This is a genomic window from Kitasatospora sp. NPDC002522 (assembly GCF_053595195.1).
In genome coordinates, this window is the sequence record NZ_JBSFXE010000014.1 from 49,480 (window position 1) to 69,688 (window position 20,209).

A 20,209-nucleotide genomic window follows, 5' to 3' on the forward strand; every position below is an offset into this window, starting at 1 on the left:
CGTCATCGGACGCGCCGGGCAAGGGAATCGGGCGCCCGGCGCGAGCCGGGCACGTAGGATGGCGGCATGGCTGATGGAAACAGCGTCGACGCCACGTCGACCGGAAATGTCCCCGTTCCCGTGTGGTTCGACCTGTCGACCCCCGACTCGGAGCGCGCCCGGAACTTCTACCAGGAACTGTTCGGCTGGCAGGTGAACGCCCTCGACGAGAACTACGCCCTCGTCAGCGGCACCAACGCCCCGCCGACCGGCGGAATCGGCCAGGCCGGCCCCGGGGCCCCGTACACCGGGCTGGTCGCGTACTTCCCGGTCGCCGACGTCGAGGCGGCACTGGCACAGGCCGAGAAGCTGGGCGCCACCCGCACCATGGAGCCCACCCCCACGCCGATGGGCAAGATCGCCGCCTTCACCGACCTCGACGGGAACGTCGTCGGCCTCAAGAGCGCCTGAACCACGACACCGGGGCGGCGCACTCCTCGTCGAGTGCGCCGCCCCGGTGTTGCGTCGCCGCCCGCGCCGAGCACGGTCGCGGGCCTCACCACGTCACGGGCAGGCTCCGCAGCGCGTAGACCACGGTGTCGTCCGCGAACTCCAATTCGCTCTCCGGAACGGCCAGTCGCAGCTTCGGGAAGCGCCGGAGCAGCGCCGGAAAGGCCTCCCGCAGCTCCAGCCGGGCCAGCGGGGCGCCGATGCAGAAGTGCACGCCGTGCCCGAAGGCGAGGTGGCTGGTGGGCGGTCGGGTGACGTCCAGCCGGTCGCCGTCCGCGAGCAGCCGCGGGTCCCGGTTCGCGGTCGCGAGCGCGGGGATGACGAGTTCGCCGGCCTGGATCTTGTGGTCGCCGATGACGGTGTCGCGGGTGGCGATCCGGACGAAGCCGCCGTGCAGCACGCCCACGTAGCGCAGCAGTTCCTCGACCGCCCCGGGGACGGCCGCGGGGTGGTCCCGGACCAGGGCGAGCTGCTCCGGGTGGCGCAGCAGGGCGAGGGTGCCGAGCGAGAGCATCTGGGTGGTGGTCTCGTGGCCGGCGATCAGCAGTGCGTTGGCGAGGCCGACCAGTTCGTCGTCGGTGAGCTCGTTGCCGCCGGTGCCGGGGCCGTACTCGCGCAGCAGCATCCCGATCACGTCGTCGCTGGGGTTCTCGCGGTGATGGGCGATCAGTTCCCGGTTCACCCAGCCCGCCTCGCCGAGGCGGCGCAGCTCGTTGAGCGGGCTGGACGGGCCGTCGGGCGGGGAGTAGGTGGTCCAGAAGCGTTCGCGCTCGGCCTCGGGGACGCCCAGGAGTTCGCAGATCACCATCACCGGGACGACCTTGGAGAACATCGCGACCAGGTCGACCGGCGGGCCGGCCTGCTCGATGGCGTCCAGCGCGGTGTTGATGATCTCCACCACGCGGGGGCGGAGCCGCTCGACCCGCCGGGAGGTGAACCAGGCGGTGACCATCTTGCGCAGCCGGGTGTGCTCGGGCGGGTCCAGCATGATCAGGTTGCCGACCTTGCGGCGGCGGTTGACCTCGTCGAGGTCGAAGCCTCGCTCCAGGAGCACGGGCGGGAGCGGCACGGTCCCGACGTGGAAGCCGTCGGTGTCGGAGAGTTGGGCCCGCACGTCGTCGTAGCGGGTGATCAGGGTGGCCTCCTGGCCGAACGCGTCGACCACCTGGCCGAGTTCACCGCCGTCGCGGAGCCGTGCGACCTCGTCGGCGAGGTCGAGTCCGCGGCGGGTGCCGGACAGCAGCATCGGGCATCCGCCCGTCGGAGCGGGTGCCCCGCTGTCGCCGTCGGCAGTGTCCTGGAGCTGTGTCATGCCGTTCATGGTGTGCGTACCCCTCGATCGCGCCGTGGTGCCCGGTCGTGCGCGGATGCGTCGGCGTCGGGCCGCACGTGCGGCCCGACGCGGTCGCTCCGTCCCTCAGGCGGCCTCGCCCGAGAAGAACTCCGTGTAGACCGGTGCTCCGCTCTTCTGGTTGAACAGGTGGCCCTCGCCCTCCATGACGATCAGCTTGGCGCCCGGGATCTCCTTGGAGACCTCGGCGCAGGCGTTGCGGATCGCGGCGGAGGAGTCGGTGCCGGTCAGGATCAGGGTCGGGACCTGGACCTTGGGCAGGATCGCGTGCGGGACGTCGTTGTACTCGACGCTGATGATGGCGTCGTAGAGCGCGGACGGCGCCATCGACTCGAAGGCGGCCCACGCCGGGTGCTGCTTGAAGTAGTCGAGGCGGTCCTCGGTGATGAACCGGACCATGTCCTTGGCGAAGATGGTGACCGCCTCCTCGCGGCGGTCCTCCTCGATGTACACCTTGAGCTGGGCGATCTGCTCGGGGGTGGCCTTCGGCGAGTTGTACGGCGGCTCGTACAGGCCGAGCTTGGCCATCGGCACGCCCTGGGCGGCGGCCTCGATGGCGATCATGCCGCCGGTGCAGTTGGCGAAGACCGAGGTCGGCTCGCCGGTCTCGGCGATGACCGCGGCGAGGTCCTCGATCTCCTTCTGCATGCTGAACTGCTCGGGGTCGCCGTACTCGCTGTCGCCCCGGCCGCGGCGGTCGTAGTTGTAGACCGTGAAGTGGTCCGACAGCAGCGTCGCGAACGGGGTGAACATGGCGCGGTCGTTGAGGCCGCCGCCGATCACCACGACGGCGGGGCCGCTGCCGGACTTCTCGTAGGCGATGGTGGTGCCGTCGGCCGACCGCACGGTCCTGACCTCGAGGTCGCGCGGGCCCATGTAGTCGTCGTCGAGGGGCAGGCCCTCGGGTGCCACGCCGTGGTCTTCCGCCGTCTCGTCAACTGCCATTGCCGGTCTCCTTCGTGGGTGCCTGACCTTCGTGGACCTATGCGGGCCCGGGCGCCCCGCGGGTGCGGGGCGCCCGGGCCCGCCGGGGGTGTTACGCGGCGCTCGGAACCTTGGCCCGCAGGCGGACCGGGATGTTCGCGTGGCCGTTGACGACGAAGCTGCCCTGGCCGACCAGCTCGTCGCGGGAGACCGCGAGCTGCATCTCCGGGAAGCGGCGGAACAGCTCCGGGATGCCGATCATCCACGCGTGCTTGGCGAGCCGGGCGCCGAGGCAGTAGTGGACGCCGTGGCCGAAGGACAGGTTGGTCTTGTCCTCGCGCATCGGGTCGAACTCGTCCGCGGTGTCGCCGTGGATCGACGGGTCGCGGCCGATGCCCGCGAAGTCGACCAGGATCGGGTCGCCCTTGGCGATCTTCATGCCGCCGAGCTCGAAGTCCTCGGTGGCGTAGCGGAAGGGCAGGTGGGCGACCGGGGACTCGACCCGCAGGGTCTCCTCCCAGACGTTCTCCCACGGGATCTCGCCGGAGACGACCTTCTCGCGCAGGTCGGCGTCGGCCAGCAGGGCCACGGAGGCGTGGGCGAGCGCGTTGACCAGGGTCTCGGAGCCGGCGCCGAGCAGCAGGTGCAGGGTGCCCAGCAGCTCGGAGTGGCTGAGGCGGGAGTCGTTGTCGCGGGCGGCGATCAGGCCCGACGTCAGGTCGTCGGCGGGGTTGGCCCGCTTGAAGTCGACCAGGTTGGAGATGGCCTCCTGCCACTGGTACAGGTTGGCCTCGGCCTCCTCGGGGCTGATCCGGGTGTCGATGTTCTTGTGGCCGCCGACCAGCACCTCGGCGCGGGTCTCCTCGGGCACGCCGAAGAGGTCGCACATCAGGCGGGTGGGCAGCTCCGCGTGGAACCAGCCCTTGAGGTCGAGGATCTCGTCCTGGTTGGCCTCCATCGCGTCGAGAAGGTCCTTGACGGTCTTCTCGATGTGCGGCTTCATGGCCTCCACGCGGCGCTCGGTGAACGCCTTGAGGAGCAGCCGGCGCAGCCGGCCGTGGTCCTCGCCGTCCTGGGTGGCCATGGTGTCCATGGCGATCCAGGTGATCAGCGGCCAGCCGTTGGAGATCTCGCCGTTGATGTACTTCGGCCAGTTCTTGCGCGGGTTCTTGGAGAACCGCTCGTCGCCCATGATCTGCTTGCCGAGCGCGTAGTCGTGGACGGACCACGCCTTCACGCCGTCGGCGAGCTCGACCAGCGCGATCGGGCCCTGCTCTCGCAGCGCCTTGGTCTCCCCGTGGGTGTCGGCGCCATCGGGGTCGAGGCGATAGGGGCACACATCGTTGGACATGGAACGCGACCTCCACCAGCAGTCTTCGGAATGATGGGCTGTCAGTGGACCGGCTGGGCACGGGAGTTGCACCGCGCGGTGCCGAACAGCCTGGTCCAGCACTCGAGTTGTTCGATCCGCTGCTCACGCTAGCCGTCCCCCGGGGGCGGAACATCTTCGCGATTGCGCACCGGACGGGCGCCGGGGCGGCCGGAGCGGGCAGGTCGGATCGGCAAGAAGGGAGAAGCCGCACCTGATCACCGCGTGCCACCGTATGGGCAGCTTCGATCACGAAGGAGAACGGATGTCTACCGTCAAACCGGCCCCGGTGCCCACCACGTCCCCCGCGCCCGGCGAACCGGCCGACCTCGGCACGGGCGCCGCTCACCGCTGGGCACTGGGCGGGATTCTTCTGCTGGCGCTGCTGTTGTACGTGTGGGCGATCGATGCCGGCGGGTTCGGCAACGCATACTACTCGGCGGCAGTGAAGTCGATGACCCGTTCTCCGGGCAATTTCCTCTTCGGGGCCTTCGATCCGGTCGGGGTGGTCTCCACCGACAAGCCGCCGATGTCGCTGTGGCCGCAGGCGCTGACGGTGCTGGTGTTCGGCTTCCACTCCTGGACGGTGCTGCTGCCGCAGGCGGTCGAGGGGGTGGCCGCCGTGTTCCTGCTGCACCGCACGGTGCGCCTGTGGGCGGGTGAGCGGGTGGCGCTGCTGGCCGCGCTGATCCTGACCCTGACACCGGTGACGGTGGCGATCGACCGGGACAACAACACCGACGCCCTGCTGGTGCTGCTGCTGCTGGCCGCGGCCTACGCGTTCACCCGGTCGGTGCTGGCCGCAGCGATCCGCTCACGGCGCAACTGGCTACTGGCGTGCGGGTTCTGGATCGGCTGCGGGTTCTCCACCAAGTGGTTGGAGGCGTGGATCCTGCTGCCCGGGCTGACGCTCGCCTTCCTGGTGTGCACGGCCGGCCCGGTACGACGCAGGGTGCTCGACCTGCTGGCGGCGGGCGGGGTCCTGCTGGTGTCCTCGTTCTGGTGGCCGGTGCTGCACGACCTGTGGCCGGGCCACACGCCGTTCGTGGACGCCTCGACCGACGGCAGCGCGCTCCAGGTGATCTTCGGGTACAACGGCTTCGGCAAGATCTTCGACTTCGGCCAGGTCTACAACGGCGGCGGCATCAACGTCGCGCTCGGCATGGTCGGCATGGGCGGCGGCGAGCCGGTGGTCACCCGGATGTTCTCCCCGGAGGTCGGCGGGCAGATCTCCTGGCTGCTGCCGCTGAGCCTGCTGGCGCTGGGGGCGGTCGGCGCGTCCGGGTACCGGCGGCTGTGGTTCCGGCAGCCGGGTGACGCGGCGGAGCGGGCGGGCTGGCTGTTGTGGGGCAGCTGGCTGGTCGTCACCGCCGCGGTGTTCAGCTTCGTCCAGGGCATCTGGCACCCGTACTACACCGCGATGCTGGCCCCGGCGGTGGCCGCCGTCTCGGCCGCCGGCCTGGCCCGGCTGTGGCGGGACTACCGGGAGGCCTCGGGCCGCGGCTGGACGCTGCTCCCGCTGGGCGTCGCGCTGACCACGGCCTGGGCGTTCGTGCTGGTCTCCCGGGACACCTCCTGGTACGGTTGGACCCGCTGGGCGGTCGCGGCGCTCGCGGCGCTCGCCCTCGCCGGCCTGCTCCTCGGTCGCCTCGCGCCGGGCCGAGCCCGCTCCCTCGGGCGTCCCGCCATGGTGCTCGCCGTGGTGTCGGTGCTGTTCACCACCGCGGTCTGGTCGGCGGGTACCGCCCTCGAACACGGCACCAACGGCGGCTTCCCGTCCGCCGGTCCGCCGAACCGGAAGCTGGACGCGATGCTGCACGGACGGCTCGCGTTCGTGGTCGAGCTGCCCTCCGTGATGTTCGAGTCCGGCGGGACGGGCGCGGCGGCCGCGGCCGGCATCCAGCCCACCGGCGGCGGCAACCTGCCCGCCGGCGCTCCCCCGAAGCTGGACTTCCGCCTCGCCCCCGAGCAGTACCGCCGCCAGCCCGCCCGCGGTGCGGGCCTCGGCGGCGCGGAACTCTCCGGCGAGAACCGCAGGGCCCTGGACTACGCGGTCGCGCACGCCGACGGCGCGCAGATCGCGCTCGCCGTGGAGGGCGGCGGGATCGCCGCCGCGCAGTTCATCGTCGACTCCGACGCCACGGTGGTCGGCATGGGGGGCTACCTCGGCGCCGACAACGTCCCCTCGGTCGACCAGCTGACCGGCTGGATCGCTGACGGCAGGCTGCGGTTCGTCCTGTCCGCGGCCCCCGGCGCGCCCCGGCGGGGAGGGATCGCCGGCATGGGCGGCGAGGCCCAGCGCCGGCGGGTCGCCTTCGTCCAGCAGCACTGCCAGGCCGTCGACCCGGCCGCGTACGGCGGCACGGCTCCCGACACCGACGGCAAGCTGCCCTTCCCCAGCTTCGCCGACTCCGTGCTGTACCGCTGCGGCTGAACGGCCCCGATCGCCCACCCCGGACCCCCGCTGAGGAGGCGCCAGCCATGGATTTCCCGCCCACGCTGTCCGTCGTCGTCCCGATGTACGACGAGGAGGACGCCATCCCGGCCCTCGTCGCCCGCCTGCGCCCGGTCCTCGACGGCTGCGGCGTCGACTACGAGGTGGTGGCGGTGGACGACGGCAGCAAGGACCGCACTGCCTCTGCCCTGCTGAAGGAGCGCCACCGCTGGCCGCAGCTGCGTCTGGTCCGGCTGCGCCGCAACAGCGGCCACCAGGCGGCACTGACCGCGGGCCTGCACCTGGCCCGCGGCGCCTGGGTGGTCAGCATCGACGCCGATCTGCAGGACCCGCCCGAGGCGATCCCCGAGATGCTGGCGCTGGCCCGCGGCCGGGGCGTCGACGTCGTCTACGGGGTGCGCTCCGACCGCAGCACCGACACCGCGTTCAAGCGGCACACCGCAGGCGTCTACTACCGCCTGATGGGCCGTCTGCTGGACATCGAGGTGCCCGCGCACGCCGGCGACTTCCGACTGCTCAGCCGCGCCGTGGTCGAGGTGCTGCGCGAACTGCCCGAACGCACGCCGGTGTACCGGCTGCTGGTGCCCTCCCTCGGGTTCCCCAGCGCAGAACTGCGGTACGCCCGGGAGGAGCGGGTCGCCGGGCGCACCAAGTACCCGCTGCGCCGGATGATCGCCCTCGCCTGGGACAGCACGGCGGGCTTCTCCTCGGCGCCGCTGCGGATCGCCACCTGGCTGGGCGGGTTCAGCTTCACCGCCTGCCTGCTGCTGGCCGCCTTCGCCCTGGCCGGGTTCGCCGCGGGCGCGGCCATCCCCGGCTGGACCTCGCTGTTCCTCGCGGTGCTGCTGCTGTCAGCCTTGCAGCTGATCTGCCTCGGCCTGCTCGGCGCGTACGTCGCCCGGATCTTCGCCGCCGTACAGAATCGCCCCGTGTACCACGTCGGTTTCGACTCCGCCGAGAAGTCGCCGCGCCCCGCCGGGCTGCCGGCCCGGCGGGCCTCGTCGTGAACGGGTGACCCGGGTGTGCACGCCAACCGATCCGATGGAACGTCATGTCCCCCCACCTGAGAGGACGCACTGATGCGAGCCGCTGAGATCCGCCGGATGACCGAGGTCGAGGAGCGGCACTGGTGGTTCCGGGAGAAGAGACGGCTGCTGGCCCGCGAGCTGCGCGGGCTCGGTCCGGCCGGACGGGCGCTGGACATCGGCGCCGCGGGCGGTGGCAACAGCCGGGTGCTGCTGGAGCACGGCTGGCGGACCGTGGTCGCCGACCTGTCCGAGACGGCGGTGCAGATCGCCCGCGAGCGGGGCCTGGACGCGCACCGCGCGGACGCCCGCGAACTCCCTTGGGAGGACGGCTCGTTCGACCTGGTGACGGCGTTCGAGATCCTGGAGCACATCGAGGAGGACCACCTCGCCGCCGCCGAGATCCTGCGGGTCCTGCGCCCCGGCGGCACCGCGCTGCTGACCGTCCCGGCGGACATGCGGCTGTGGTCGGCGCACGACGAGGCGGTCGACCACGTCCGCCGCTACGACCGCGCGGGGCTCTCCGCGGTGCTGACCGGCGCGGGCCTGGTGATCGACGAGCTGTACAGCTGGAACGTGCTGCTGCGGCCGCTGGTCGCACTGCACCGCCGGCGCTCCACCTCCAGCGACATCGACGCGCCGCCGCCCGCGCCGATCAACGCGCTGTTCGGCGGCCTGGTGGCGGCCGAGCGGTACCTGCCGGTGCGCTCGCTCAGCGGCGTCTCGCTGATCGTCCGCGCGCACCGCCCGACCGCGCCGCACCCGCGGGTCGCCACCGCCTGAACAACCGTCAGGACCCGCCTCCCCGAAGGGAGGCGGGTCCTGACGCGTGGTCGGAGCTCAGAGCGCCTCGGTGGCCTCGGCGTCCAGCAGGCGGGCGATCTGCGAGCGCAGCGCCTTCTTGTCGACCTTGCCGATCGGGGTGGCGGGCATGGTGTCGGCGAGCACCAGCCGCTCCGGAAGCTTGAAGCGGGCCACCCCGGCGTCCAGCAGCACCGACCGGACCTCGTCCAGGGTGACCCTCCGTCCGGCCTTCGGCACCACGAACAGGCAGACCGTCTCGCCGAGTTCGGCGTCCGGCATGGCGACCGCGGCGGCCTGGTCGACGGCGTCCAGTTGGTGCGCGAAGTTCTCGATCTCCTCGGCGTTGATCTTCTCGCCGCCGCGGTTGATCACGTCCTTCTCCCGGCCGGCCACGATCAGGTTGCCCTCGGGGGTGCGGCGCACCACGTCGCCGGTGACGTACCAGCCGTCCTCGGTGAAGGCGCGGGCGTTGAGGTCCGGCGAGGCGTAGTAGCCGCGCAGCGTGTAGGGGCCGCGGGTGAGCAGCAGGCCGGGCTCGCCGGGCGGCACCTCGACGCCCGTCTCGTCGACGATCAGCACCTCGTCGTCGGGGCTGACCGGGCGGCCCTGGGTGTGGTGCAGCACCTGCTCGGGGTCGTCGAGGCGGGTCAGGCAGAGCAGGCCCTCGCCCATGCCGAACACCTGCATCAGGGTGCAGCCCAGCTTGGGGCCGATCTGCCGGGCCACCGCGGGGGCCAGCCGCGCGGCGCCGACCTGGAGCAGCGTCAGCGCGGACAGGTCGAGGTCGGGGTGCTCGTCGCGGAACTGCAGCCAGCGCTGCACGATGGCCGGGACGGCGGCGGTGGTGGTGACCCGTTCGCGGGCGGCGATGGCGAGCGCGGTCTCGGGGGCGGGCGAGGCGGTGATCACCACCCGGCCGCCGTTGATCAGGGCGCCGAGCACGCCGGGGCCGGTGTTGGGGAAGCCGTGGCCGAGCGGCAGGGTGGCCAGGTAGACGGTGTCCGGGCCGTAGGCGCAGATCTCGGCGGCCTGCCCGATCATGTAGCACAGGTCGTTGTTGGTCCGGGGTATCACCTTCGGCAGGCCGGTGGTGCCGCCGGACAGCAGGAACATCGCGACGGCGTCCCCGGCGGGCGTCGCGGCGTCGAGTGCGGCGGCCGCCGCCTCCGGGTCCTCGGCGGGCGCCAGCAGTGCGTGCAGGTCGAGGCTCCCGTCCCGCAGTTCACCGCCCGCGACCAGCACGTGGCGCACGCTCGGCACCGCCGCGGCGACCTCGTGCGCCATCGCCTGGTGGTCGAAGTCCTTGACCGCGCCGGGCACCACCAGCACCCGGGCCTCGGTGTGCGCGGCGACGCCGGCCATCTCGTGCCGGCGGTGCTGCGGCAGCGTCCACACCGGCAGCGCGCCGAGCCGCAGGCAGGCCACCGAGAGCACCACGTGCTCCCAGCAGTTGGCCAGTTGGACCACGACCCGGTCGTCGGGGCGCACCCCGAGTCCGGCCAGCCGCTGCGCCGCGCCGTCGGCCCGGGCCAGCAGTTCGCCGAAGGTGATCCGCAGCTCGCCGTCGACCAGGCAGACGGCGTCCGGGGTCCGGCGCGCCGCGGCGGCCAGCAGCGCGCTCAGCGAACCCCCGGCCCACAGGCCCTTCGCGGTGTACCGGGCGGCGAACTCGGCGGGCCAGGGCACCGACCCGGCGCGGCTCGACCGTACAGCTGTCTCGGACATGACTGCTCCTCAACTCGTCGGAAACTCGCCGGACGGCTTCGACACCGGTGCGGCTCCGCGCTCGCAGCGACCCGGCCGACGGTGCCCTCGGGGCAGCCTAGGGAGCCCGGCCGGTGTCGGGCGTCTCGGCGCTTGCTGATCCCGGAGCGGCCGGCCCGCGCGGGCGGCCGGCCATGCCGCACGACGGGAGTTGTCCGCCCCGCGCACCGGACCGGAGGCTGGGCAGCACGCACCCGAACGCGCCGCCGAAGACCGTCCGCTGACGGTCCGTCACGACGCGGCCCCCAGTCAGAAAGGAAGCCTCCGTGGCCGACTCCCAGGACGTCTTCTCCGACCTGATCGCCGAGGGCAAGGACCTCGACCGGCTGGTGGCCGGCCTGGACGAGGCGGGCTGGGCGACGCCCACCCCGGCGGAGGGCTGGACGGTCGCCCACCAGATCGCCCACCTGACCACGATCTTCAAGATGGCCGCGCTGTCCGCGACCGACGCCCAGGCCTTCGTCGACTACGTCACGCCGCTGGCCGGCGACTTCAACGGCTCCGTGAACAAGATCCTGGTGCCCTACCTGGAGCTGGGCAACGAGAAGCTGCTGACCGCCTGGCGCGAGGAGCGGGAGGCCGCCGAGCAGGCGCTGGTCAAGGTGCCGGCCGGCCAGGTGGTGCCGTGGCTGGTCCGCCCGCTGCCCGCGCCGGTGCTGGCCGCGGCCGGCCTGATGGAGCTGTTCGGGCACGGCCAGGACGTCGCCGACGCGCTCGGCGTCAAGCGCGAGTACACCGACCGGGTCGGGCACCTCGCCTGGTTCGCCGTCCGCACCTGGGACTTCGGCTACCAGGCCCGCGGCGAGGCCACCCCCGAGGTGGAGTTCCGGTTCGAGCTGACCGGCCCGTCCGGCGTCGAGTGGAACTTCGGCCCGGAGGACGCGGCCCAGCGGATCACCGGCTCCGCCGCCGACTTCTGCCTGCTGGTCACCCGCCGCCGCCACCGCGCCGACCTCGACGTCACCGCCGTCGGCCCGGACGCCGACCACTGGCTGGACATCGCCCAGGCCTACCGCGGGCCGGCCGGCCCGGGCCGCCGGCCGGGGCAGTTCGCCCACCTGCACTGACACCCCGTCATCCGGCGGGAGCCCAACGGCGGCTCGGAGGTCTCCTCCTGACCCGCCGTCGGGCTGCCCGGCGAGCGGGGGCGGTCTGGACACCGGAGGTGCACAACCTATGCTGGTGGCCGCCGAACCCTGATCGCGTCGCCCACCGCCCGACCGCGTCCGCCCAGGGGGAGGTTCTTCACGGGGGAAGGGCCACTCTTGACCAGCAACGACCAGCTCAGCGACGACCGCTACGCCGCGCCCGCGGACGGCCGGCCGCCGCGGTACGCCGACACCACCGACCGCCCGGTCGACTACCTGCCCGCGGTCAACGACGGCGGGGACCTGACCGGCTACCTCTGGTACTCCGAGGCCGACCACGCGGCGGGTTTCCAGCCCCGCACGGCCAGCACCGCCGACCACGCCCCGCTGCACTGGGCGGCCCGGCTCGCCGACGCCCGCGAACGGGGACTGACCCCGGCGCAGGCCGTCGAGCGCTTCCTGACCGAGCCGGGCGACCCGCTGGACGGCACCCTGCGCGCCGACGCCAGGGCGACCGCCGACTCGCTGCGCCGGCTGCTGCTGCTCGCCGCCGAGGGCTCGGACGAGTCGCCGCCGCCGGTCGAACCGCGCGGCTACCGGCCGTTCCCGGAGATGACCCAGCAGCAGTGGGAGCAGGCCAGGACCGCGCCCGGCTGGCTGTTCCACGCCGACCCGGGCCACCACCTCGACGGCCCCGTCCCGCCGCACGCCGTCCAGGGCGCCTGGCAGCTCGACCGGGACGGCACACCGCTGCGCTTCTGGCCGAACCCGCGCCACGGCGTCCCCGCCACGCCCGAACCGGACGGCGAGGCCGCGCCCGTGCCGCCGCTGCGGGCCGGCCGCCGACCGGCCGGGCTGGCCCTGTTCGGCTGGCTGGAGGACGCGCGCTCGCCGCGCCTGTGCCGGGTGGCCGGTTCCTCCGGCAGCGGCCGGACCCACCTGCTGAACTGGCTGGCCGCCGCCTGCCCTCCGGACAACCCGCGCCCCGCCCGCCGGGTCCACGCGGCGCTCTCCGCCCGGGAGTTGACGGTCGACAGCGCCGTCTGGCTGCTCGCGGACCGGCTCGGCGTGACCGCCGGCACCCCCGAGGCGCTGGTCCGGGCGCTGATCGACGGCGTGCCCCGGGTGCTGGTGGTCACCGACCTCGACCGGGCGGGCCACGGCCTGCTGCCCGGCATGCCGGAGCAGATCGCCGCCCGGCTGCTGCTCCCGCTGCTGCGGATCCCGTGGCTGCGCCTGGTGGTGGAGTGCGCCAACGGCACCCCGGCCGCCGAGCTGCTGGACTCCGCGCTGCCGGCCGCCGCCGTCCTCGACCTGGACGAGCCCCGCTGGACCGACCCGCACTCCTTCGCGCTGTGGTGCTCGGCCCTGACCGGCCATCAGGTCGACCAGGCGGCCGTCCACCCGAGCCCCGCCCTGGCCCTGCTCGCCGCCCGCACCCCGTCCGCGCCCGTCCTCGACCCGGCCACCCCGCTCGCGGACCGGGCCGCCGTCCTCGCCGACGCGTGGTGGGACGCCCTCCCGATGGACGTCCGCCCCGCCCTGGCCGCACTCGCCTCGGTCGGCGGACACGTCGACGACAGCCTGTGGGCCGAGCTCCCGGGCGTCGGCATGCTCGACGCCGTCGACCGCGCCGCCACGCACCTGCTGCCGCCCGACCGCGACGGCGCCTGGCGCCTGTGGCCGGACCTCCTCACCGAGCGGCACGGCGGCTACGGCGTCGACGCGCTGACCCTGCGCCAGGTCCTGGTTCCCCCCGACCCCGCCACCGCCGACCCCCGCTTCCTGGGCCTCGCCCTGCGGCAGTCGGCCCTGGCCGACGACGCCGCCGAACTCCTCGCCGACCCGAACGTGCTCACCCACGCCGACCCGCTCGCCGTCACCGCCGCGTTCGAACACGCGAGCGTCGCAGCGGCGGAGCGCGACCGGGACGGTGCGGCGGGGCAGGGCGAGGTGAGCGGTCCGCACTCGGCAGTCGACGGCGCGGCTGTGGCTGCACCTGTGACGCCGGATCAGGATGCGGCGGTGGGTGCGGAAGCAGGGCCGTCCACCGAGTCGGCGTACGCCGCTCTCGCCGAGGCCTGGTGGCTGGCCGGGCCGCTCGCCGTGCCGAGCGCCGATCCGGCGATCCGCGCCGAGGCGCTGTGCACGTGGCTGGCCGGGCGGGACGACCGGGCGACCGCGCGGCTGCCGCAACCGACGGGCCGGAACTGGCGCCTGCGCTGGTCGTTCGACCACGACCGCGAACCGGTGCACCGGATCGCCGAGGCGCACGGTCCGCTGCCCGGCCGGCTCGCGGTGGCCGTGGGCTCCTCGATCCTGACGGTGGACCAGGAGTCCGGCGCCCTCGCCGACGGCACCGCACCGGCCCCGCTGGAGGACCGCGCCCTGGTCGCCCTGGCCACCGGCGCCGACGGGACGATCCTCCGGCTGCGCCGCGACGGCTCGGTCCAGGCGTCCGCCGACCGCCTGCCCGGCGCCGTCACCGCCCTGCTCGACCACCTCCAGGACGGCGCCACCGCGCTGGCCTCGCTCGGCGGCGAGCAGGCCGTGCTCGCGGTCGGCGATGCCGGCGGCCGGGTGCACCACCTCGCCGACGCGGACGGCGGCGCGCCCCGCTCCGCCGACCAGCCGCTCCACGACGGGCCGGTCACCGCGCTCGCCCTCGCCCGCACCGACGGCGAGATCCTGACCCTCAGCGGCGGCCGCGACGGCGCCGTCTGGACCTGGATGCACGGCCGCAAGCCGATGCCCGACCCGCTCGCCGCCCGCGACGTCCCCGTCACCGCCACCGCCGTCGCCACCACCCCCCGCGGCATGATGATCGCCGCCGCCTGGTCCGACGGCCTCACCCGGGTCTGGCGCTGGGGCGACACCGCGACCACCGCCGACCTCGACTTCGGCGCACCCCCCACCGGCCTGGTGATCACCCCGACCGGCCGCCTCTGCCTGGCCCTGCCCGCAGGCGTCCTCGCCGTCGACCTCGACTGACCCCTGACGCCCCGTCGGATCCCGCCCCGGGCCGCGGGTCCGACCGCTCCCGCTACGGCCGGAGCGGTTCGCCGCAGCGCAGGTTCCACCGGCCGGCGCGGCCGGTCAGGTGGGTGGCGGTGAGCGGGCGGACGTCGAGCCGCCAGAAGCTCGCGGGCGGGAGGGCGAGCGCGTGGACGACGGTGGCGCGGATCGCGGCGGGTTCGGCGACCGCGAGGAGGGTGCCGCCCGCGTCCGGCAGCGCGTCGAGCCACGTGCCGACCCGGGCGCACAGGGCGCCGACGGACTCGCCGCCGGGTGCGGGCGCGTGCGGATCGGTGAGCCAGGAGGTGAGCGACTCCGGTTCCCGCTCGGCGACCTCGGCGAGGGCGCGACCGCGCCAGCGGCCAGGGTCGAGGTCGCCGAGGGCGGGTTCGACGGCGGCGTCCAGTCCGAGCGCCTCGGCGGTCTGCCGGCAGCGCGGGGCGGGCGCGGCGACGACCCGGCCGCCCGCGGGGAGCGGGAGTCCGCGCGCGGGGGCGAGTTCGGCGTCGGTCAGCGGCCGGTCGTCGCCGAACGCGGCGCTCCGCTGCTCGGCCCCGAACGCCGGTGCGACCAAGATCACGCGAACCGTCACCGGCCGTCCCCTCCCGGCGCACCACCGCAACCGTTCGCCCACCAACGCTACCGCCGGTACTGCTGCGCCCCTTGGCGGGGCTCCCGCGAAACGGTACCGTCTCGGCGGACAAGTTCATACGACGGTCGTGGAAGTCCGGTGAAAGCCCGGCACGGTCGCGCCACTGTGTACCCGCCATCGCCCTCCAGGCTGACGGGAAGTCAGACCCGCCCCGTCGTCCGTGCTCCATTCGACCGGGACGCGAGTTCCCGCAAGGAGGTCAAAGGCCATGGCTCTTCCCATCGCCCCCGCCGCCACGCCGGCCATCACCCCCATCTCCGTCAAGGCGATCGCCCCGTGGGCGCTCTTCTTCGGCATCCTGCTGCTCACCCTGCTCTACTTCGTCGGCGCCGAGCAGGGAGCCACCTCCCTGATCTCCGGTGAGAGCGTGCACGAGTGGGTGCACGACGGCCGGCACCTGCTCGGTTTCCCCTGCCACTGAGCGCGGGAAGCGAACACCTGCAGATGAACTCCGCAATCGTCAGAAACCTGCTGGTCCGCGGCATGCTCGCGGGCCTCGCCGCGGGCGTCGTCGCCCTGGTCGTGGCGTACTTCCTCGGTGAGCCGAGGGTGGACGCCGCGATCGCGTTCGAGGAGTCCCACAGCCACGAGCACGGCGAGGAACTGGTCAGCCGCACCCTGCAGTCCACCGCGGGCCTGGCCACCGGCATCCTGATCTACGGCATCGCGCTCGGCGGGATCGCCGCCCTCGCCTACTGCTTCGCCCTCGGCCGCATCGGTCGCTTCGGCCCCCGGGCCACCGCGCTGCTGCTCTCCGGGGCGGCGCTGGTCGCGGTGTACGTGGTGCCGTTCCTCAAGTACCCGGCCAACCCGCCGTCGGTGGGCGACCCGGACACCATCGGGCGACGCACCCTGCTCTACTTCCTGCTCATGGTGCTGAGCGTGCTGCTCGCGGTCGCCGCGGTGACCTTCGGCAAGCAGCTCGCCCCGCGCCTCGGGACGTGGAACGCGACCGTGGCGGCCGTCGTCGGCTACCTCGTCGTGGTCGGCCTCGCCTACGTCCTGCTCCCCGCCGTCAACGAGGTCCCGGAGGACTTCTCGGCCACGCTGCTCTGGCAGTTCCGCGTCGCGGCGCTCGCCATCCAGCTGACCATGTGGGCCTCCTTCGGGCTGATCTTCGGCCACCTCGCCGAACGCCGGCTCCTCCCCAAGCCCGCCAAGGCCCCGGCCGCGGCGGCACCCGTCTCGCACTGAGACCACGCTCCGCGCGAACCCCGGCCGCAGGCCGACGCCCCGCCGCTCCGGCGGACGCGTCGACCTGCGGCCGGCGCGCTTCCGCCTGACGACCGGTCAGCCCGGCACTCCGTGCCGCTGACGACTTGTCAGGCAACCTGACGGTCAGGTCGAGGGTGGCACCGGCCAGGCGTCGGGCGTCCCGGCGGCCCCGCCGGTAGCATCGTCGGCATGCCGCACCGCAGCCCGGACGAGGACGCCCCCTCCGGGGACGCCGGTGCGCGGCGCACCGTGCTGCTGGCGTTCCGCTCGGCGGGTGCGCTGCACCGGCTGCTGGACGTCCTGCCGGTGTTCGAGGGCGACCCGCGGATCTCCCGGCGGTTCACCCTCGTCCCCGGCTCCCGCTTCGACGTGGAGGCGCTGGCGGCGCTCGACCGCTCCGGTGCCCGCCTGGTCGACTGGGAGCAGGCCCGCACCGGCGCCTACCACCTGGTGCTGACCGCCAGCCCGAAGGGCGAGCTGCGCAGCCTGTCGGCCGGCCGCCGGGCCCTCCTGCCGCACGGCGTCGGCTTCAACAAGGCGCTCGGCGACGAGGGTTCGCCCGAACTGCCGTCCGGACTCGACCCGGCCTTCCTGCTGGACGAGGGCGAACCGTGGGCCGACCTGCACGGCCTGGCGCACGACGACGAGCTGGCCCGGCTCGCCGAGGCGTGCCCGCCCGCCGCGCCCCGCGCCGTGGTGGTCGGCGACCCGACCCTGGACCGGCTGCTGCGCACCGCCGACGCGCGCGAGTCCCGCCGCGCCGCGCTGGGCGTCGGCGACCACCGGCTGGTGGTGCTGCTCTCCACCTGGGGCCCGGAGAGCCTGCTGGCCCGCCGCCCGGAGCTGCCGCAGCAGCTGGTGCTGGGCCTGCCGGTGGACCGCTACCGGGTCGGACTCGCCGTCCACCCCAACGAGTTCAGCGAACGCAGCCCGCTCGACCTGGCCGAGCAGTTCCGCCCCGCCACCCGGGCCGGCCTGCTGCTCGCCTCCCCCTACCAGGAGTGGGCGGCCCTGCTGGCCGCCGCCGACGCGGTGATCACCGATCACGGCTCCTCCGCCCTGTACGCCGCCGCGGCCGGCTGCGCGGTGATCAGCGCCTACGACGGCGGCAGCGAACTCCTCCCCGGCAGCCCGATGGCCGAACTGCTCGCCGCCGCACCGCAGTTCACCGGTCTCGAGGAGCTGCCCGGCGCACTCCGCACCGCGGCCGGCCAGGACGCCCGGAAGATCGCCGCCACGGCGTTCGCCCGGCCCGGCGAGGCACTCCCCCGGCTGCGCCAAGAGCTGTACCGGCTGCTGGAGTTGACGCCGCCGGCCGGTCCGCTGGAGGCCGAGCCCTTCCCGCCCCCCGCCCACCGGGTCGCGCCGCCCGACACCCTCGCCGTGGGCGCCGAGGTCTCCGGCACGCGCGTCCGGCTGGACCGCTACCCCGTCCAGACCACCCGCCCGGTCCACCACCTCGCCGCCGACCACCCCCGCGCGGGCCTGCGTGCCCGGCAGAGCTCGGCGGTGCTCTGGCGGCACGCCGACTCCCCTGTCTCCTCGGCTCCCTGGACGGCCGACGGCTGGCTGTCCCACGTCCTGGCCGAACACCCCGGCTGCCGCACCGCCGCCGTCGTCCTCGCCCCCGACCGCTGCCTGCTCCGCCACCGCCGCCTCGGCGCCCTCACCCTCCGGGCGGCCGCCGTCCACGACCTCGGCCGCATCCGGCGCGCCGACCCCGCCGCGCTGGTCTCCGCCGCCCACGCCTGGTTGGACGGCCGCACCGAGCTGCGGCTGCCGGTGACGCTGCACTGCGAGATCGGCGCCCTCACCGTGGACGTCGACCTGGTACCGGCCGAATCGGCGGACGGCGAACGCGAGGTGTGAGCGGCCCGCCACAGTCCCCCCGGGGTCGGTTCACTCGTCCGGCAGGCCGCCGTTCTTCCTCGTCAACTCGGCTGCCAGGTTCCGGTGTTCAGCCGCCTCGGCAGCACGTCCCTGTCCCTCGGCGAGCGCCGCGAGCTCCTTGCGCACCCGGACCTGCTCGCGCTCCGACCCCCGCCCCTCGGCGTCCCGCAGCGCCACCTCCAGCAGCGGCCGCGCCTCGTCGAACCGCCCGAGGCGGCGCAGCGCCTGCGCCCGGCCGAAGCCCGCGCGCGCGGCCATCCGCGGCCGGTCGACGCCGACCTGCCGGTGGGCGTCGGCGAACAGCTCGGCGGCGCGCGCGAGTTCGCCCGCACCGAGGGCGGCCTTCGCGAGCTGGTAGGTCTGCAGCATCGCGCCGTACCCGTTGCCGATCGCCAGGTGCACCGCCCGGGCGGCCTCGAAGTCCTCCGCTGCGACGGCGAACTCGCCTCGGGCGAGCGCGAGTTGTCCCCGGAAGTCGATGGCGGAGGCGGCCAGCCTGCGGTCCTCGTCCTGGTCGCCCAGCAGTGGCGTCGCGCCGACCGCCTGCCGCAGCACCTCGGCGGCCTCCTCGTAGCGCTGCTGCTCCCAGAGCGGGCGGGCGAGCTGCGAACGCATCCGGATCCGGGACTTGAGGTCGTCCAGCCGGTCGGCGGCGGCCACCCCGGTCCCGAACGCGTCGGTGACGTCGGCGAGGTGCGGGTGGTCGAGGTAGTGCGTCCAGAGGGCTTCGCAGAGCGCGACGGCGTCCGCGTCGGCCCGGTCGGCGTAGGCGGTGGCGACGGCGGCGTGCAGGGCCAGGCGGTGGCGCTCCAGCCAGGCGTAGCCGCGGGCCGCGTCGGCCTTCCGCTGCTCCTCGGACGCGTGCGGCGTGCGGTCGAGCGCGGGTTCGGGGAGACCGGGCACCGCCTCCGGGAGCGGCTGGACGGTCAGCCGGCTGCCCGCCGCCAGCAGGTCGGCGCGGCCGGCCTGGCGGCGCAGCCAGTGGACGGCGCGGCGGCGGGCGGCGGCGCGTTCGGTGCCGTCCGGGTCGGCTTGGCGGGCGCGGCGCTGGGCGTGGCTGCGCAACAGGCCGTGCAGGCGGTACTGGTCCGCCTGGTGGAACGTCAGCAGTCCGGCCAGTTCCAGTTCCTCGACAGCGTCCTCGACGGTGTGCTCGGTGGGGTCGTCGCCCGGGTGGCTGCCGGGGCCGAGCAGGACGGCGGCGGTCTGCACGGTGACGACGGGGCCCGGGAGTTCGGGCAGCAGCCGGTAGAGCCGGGCGGCGTCGGGGCCGAGTTCGCCGTAGGCGGCGTCCCAGATCGCCTCGACGGGTGCGAGGCCCTGCTCGTGCAGGTCGGCGGTGAGCCGGTCGACCAGGCGGGCCAGGGTGCGGCGCGGGTGGCGGGCGGCGAGGCGGCCGACCGCGTGGGCCGCTCCGGGCAGTCCGTCGCAGCAGCGGGCGAGGGCGCGCAGCGCGTCCGGCTCCTCGGCGAGCCGCCGGTCGGCGGGGAGCAAGCGTTCCAGCAGCTCGACGACCTCGTCCAACTCCATTGGCCGGAGCGGGAGTTCCAACGGCGCGGCATCGACGAGGCCGGGCAGCTGGCCGTGGCTGGTGACGATCACCAGGCTGTCGGCCGAGGCGGGCAGCAGCGGGTCGACCTCGGCGCTGCTGCGGGCGTTGTCGAGGACGATCAGCAGCCGTTTGCCGTTGGTCCGGGTCCAGTACTGCTTCACCCGGCGCGGGTAGCCCGACTCCAGCCAGGCCGGGCGGACGCCGAGGCCGCCGAGCAGGTCGGCGAGCGCGTCGGCGACCTCGACGGTGCCGTCGCGCCGCAGGTCGTCCAGGTCGACGTAGAGCACCCCGTCCGGGTAGTCGCCGCGCAGCGTGCGACCCAGGCGGAAGCTGAGCGCGCTCTTGCCGATGCCGCCCATCCCGCTGACCGCCACCACCAGCGGCCCGGGCCGGCCGGACGGCCGCCCGGCGGCGGCCAGCACCTGCTGCTGTTCGTCCTCGCGGTTGACGAAATTCGCCCGTTCGGGCGGGAGTTGACACGACGTCGGGCCGGCGGGCGCGGCCGCCTCGTGGACGTGCACCGCGTTGATCACCCCGGCCTGCACCGAGATCCCGACCCGGGCGTTCCCGCTCACGACGTTCCGCGTCTCATCGGCCACCCGGCAACTCTACGTCC

General features: G+C 74.3%; 15 protein-coding genes. 9 read left to right on the forward strand and 6 right to left on the reverse strand.

Features of this window, described 5'->3' with window-relative positions; all coding sequences use genetic code 11:
• Positions 1-66: 66 nt before the first annotated feature.
• The gene (locus ACWD4U_RS14555) at positions 67-450 is read left to right on the forward strand and encodes a VOC family protein (RefSeq protein WP_363449034.1); all 384 of its coding nucleotides are present in this window, start codon (positions 67-69) and stop codon (positions 448-450) included.
• Positions 451-535: 85 nt separating this feature from the next.
• On the opposite strand, the gene ACWD4U_RS14560 is transcribed toward ACWD4U_RS14555, so the two are convergent.
• The 3 genes from ACWD4U_RS14560 to ACWD4U_RS14570 all read right to left on the reverse strand — a co-directional run bounded on the left by ACWD4U_RS14560 (position 536) and on the right by ACWD4U_RS14570 (position 4,115).
• Positions 536-1,801 (reverse strand): cytochrome P450, encoded by a 1,266-nt coding sequence (locus ACWD4U_RS14560; protein WP_363449032.1) that lies wholly within the window; start codon positions 1,799-1,801, stop codon positions 536-538.
• A 105-nt stretch (positions 1,802-1,906) separates the two neighbouring features.
• Positions 1,907-2,785 carry an alpha/beta fold hydrolase gene (locus ACWD4U_RS14565; protein WP_363449030.1) on the reverse strand — a complete coding sequence of 293 codons (879 nt, stop codon included), beginning with the start codon at positions 2,783-2,785 and terminating at the stop codon, positions 1,907-1,909.
• A gap of 91 nt (positions 2,786-2,876) precedes the next feature.
• Positions 2,877-4,115: a cytochrome P450 family protein gene (locus tag ACWD4U_RS14570; RefSeq protein WP_363449028.1), complete on the reverse strand. Its 1,239-nt coding sequence runs from the start codon at positions 4,113-4,115 to the stop codon at positions 2,877-2,879.
• 283 nt (positions 4,116-4,398) lie between these two features.
• Here ACWD4U_RS14570 and ACWD4U_RS14575 point away from each other — a divergent pair, with 283 nt between their 5' ends.
• From ACWD4U_RS14575 to ACWD4U_RS14585, 3 genes are all read left to right on the forward strand, one after another.
• On the forward strand, positions 4,399-6,567 hold the full coding sequence (locus ACWD4U_RS14575; protein ID WP_363449026.1) for an ArnT family glycosyltransferase: 2,169 nt from the start codon (positions 4,399-4,401) through the stop codon (positions 6,565-6,567).
• A 47-nt stretch (positions 6,568-6,614) separates the two neighbouring features.
• Positions 6,615-7,595: a glycosyltransferase family 2 protein gene (locus ACWD4U_RS14580; protein WP_363449024.1), complete on the forward strand. Its 981-nt coding sequence runs from the start codon at positions 6,615-6,617 to the stop codon at positions 7,593-7,595.
• 72 nt (positions 7,596-7,667) lie between these two features.
• A complete protein-coding gene (locus ACWD4U_RS14585) occupies positions 7,668-8,396 on the forward strand; it encodes a class I SAM-dependent methyltransferase (RefSeq protein WP_363449022.1) in 729 nt (242 codons plus the stop codon).
• 57 nt (positions 8,397-8,453) lie between these two features.
• On the opposite strand, the gene ACWD4U_RS14590 is transcribed toward ACWD4U_RS14585, so the two are convergent.
• Positions 8,454-10,142, reverse strand: a complete 1,689-nt coding sequence (locus tag ACWD4U_RS14590; protein ID WP_363449020.1) for a (2,3-dihydroxybenzoyl)adenylate synthase — start codon at positions 10,140-10,142, stop codon at positions 8,454-8,456.
• A gap of 305 nt (positions 10,143-10,447) precedes the next feature.
• Between ACWD4U_RS14590 and ACWD4U_RS14595 the strand changes: the two genes are divergently transcribed.
• Positions 10,448-11,248, forward strand: a complete 801-nt coding sequence (locus ACWD4U_RS14595) for a TIGR03084 family metal-binding protein (RefSeq protein ID WP_363449018.1) — start codon at positions 10,448-10,450, stop codon at positions 11,246-11,248.
• Positions 11,249-11,446: 198 nt separating this feature from the next.
• Complete coding sequence (locus ACWD4U_RS14600) at positions 11,447-14,260, forward strand: hypothetical protein (protein WP_363449016.1); 2,814 nt, start codon at positions 11,447-11,449, stop codon at positions 14,258-14,260.
• A gap of 52 nt (positions 14,261-14,312) precedes the next feature.
• Here the strand turns inward: ACWD4U_RS14600 and ACWD4U_RS14605 are convergent, their stop codons facing one another.
• Positions 14,313-14,876, reverse strand: coding sequence for a histidine phosphatase family protein (locus ACWD4U_RS14605; protein WP_449787197.1), 564 nt, complete (start codon positions 14,874-14,876; stop codon positions 14,313-14,315).
• Positions 14,877-15,144: 268 nt separating this feature from the next.
• Here ACWD4U_RS14605 and ACWD4U_RS14610 point away from each other — a divergent pair, with 268 nt between their 5' ends.
• From ACWD4U_RS14610 to ACWD4U_RS14620, 3 genes are all read left to right on the forward strand, one after another.
• Positions 15,145-15,357 (forward strand): CbtB domain-containing protein, encoded by a 213-nt coding sequence (locus tag ACWD4U_RS14610; RefSeq protein ID WP_363449012.1) that lies wholly within the window; start codon positions 15,145-15,147, stop codon positions 15,355-15,357.
• A 23-nt stretch (positions 15,358-15,380) separates the two neighbouring features.
• A complete protein-coding gene (locus ACWD4U_RS14615; RefSeq protein WP_363449010.1) occupies positions 15,381-16,130 on the forward strand; it encodes a CbtA family protein in 750 nt (249 codons plus the stop codon).
• Positions 16,131-16,340: 210 nt separating this feature from the next.
• A complete protein-coding gene (locus tag ACWD4U_RS14620) occupies positions 16,341-18,020 on the forward strand; it encodes a translation initiation factor 2 (RefSeq protein ID WP_363449008.1) in 1,680 nt (559 codons plus the stop codon).
• Positions 18,021-18,050: 30 nt separating this feature from the next.
• Here the strand turns inward: ACWD4U_RS14620 and ACWD4U_RS14625 are convergent, their stop codons facing one another.
• On the reverse strand, positions 18,051-20,192 hold the full coding sequence (locus tag ACWD4U_RS14625; RefSeq protein WP_363449006.1) for a hypothetical protein: 2,142 nt from the start codon (positions 20,190-20,192) through the stop codon (positions 18,051-18,053).
• Positions 20,193-20,209: the final 17 nt, after the last annotated feature.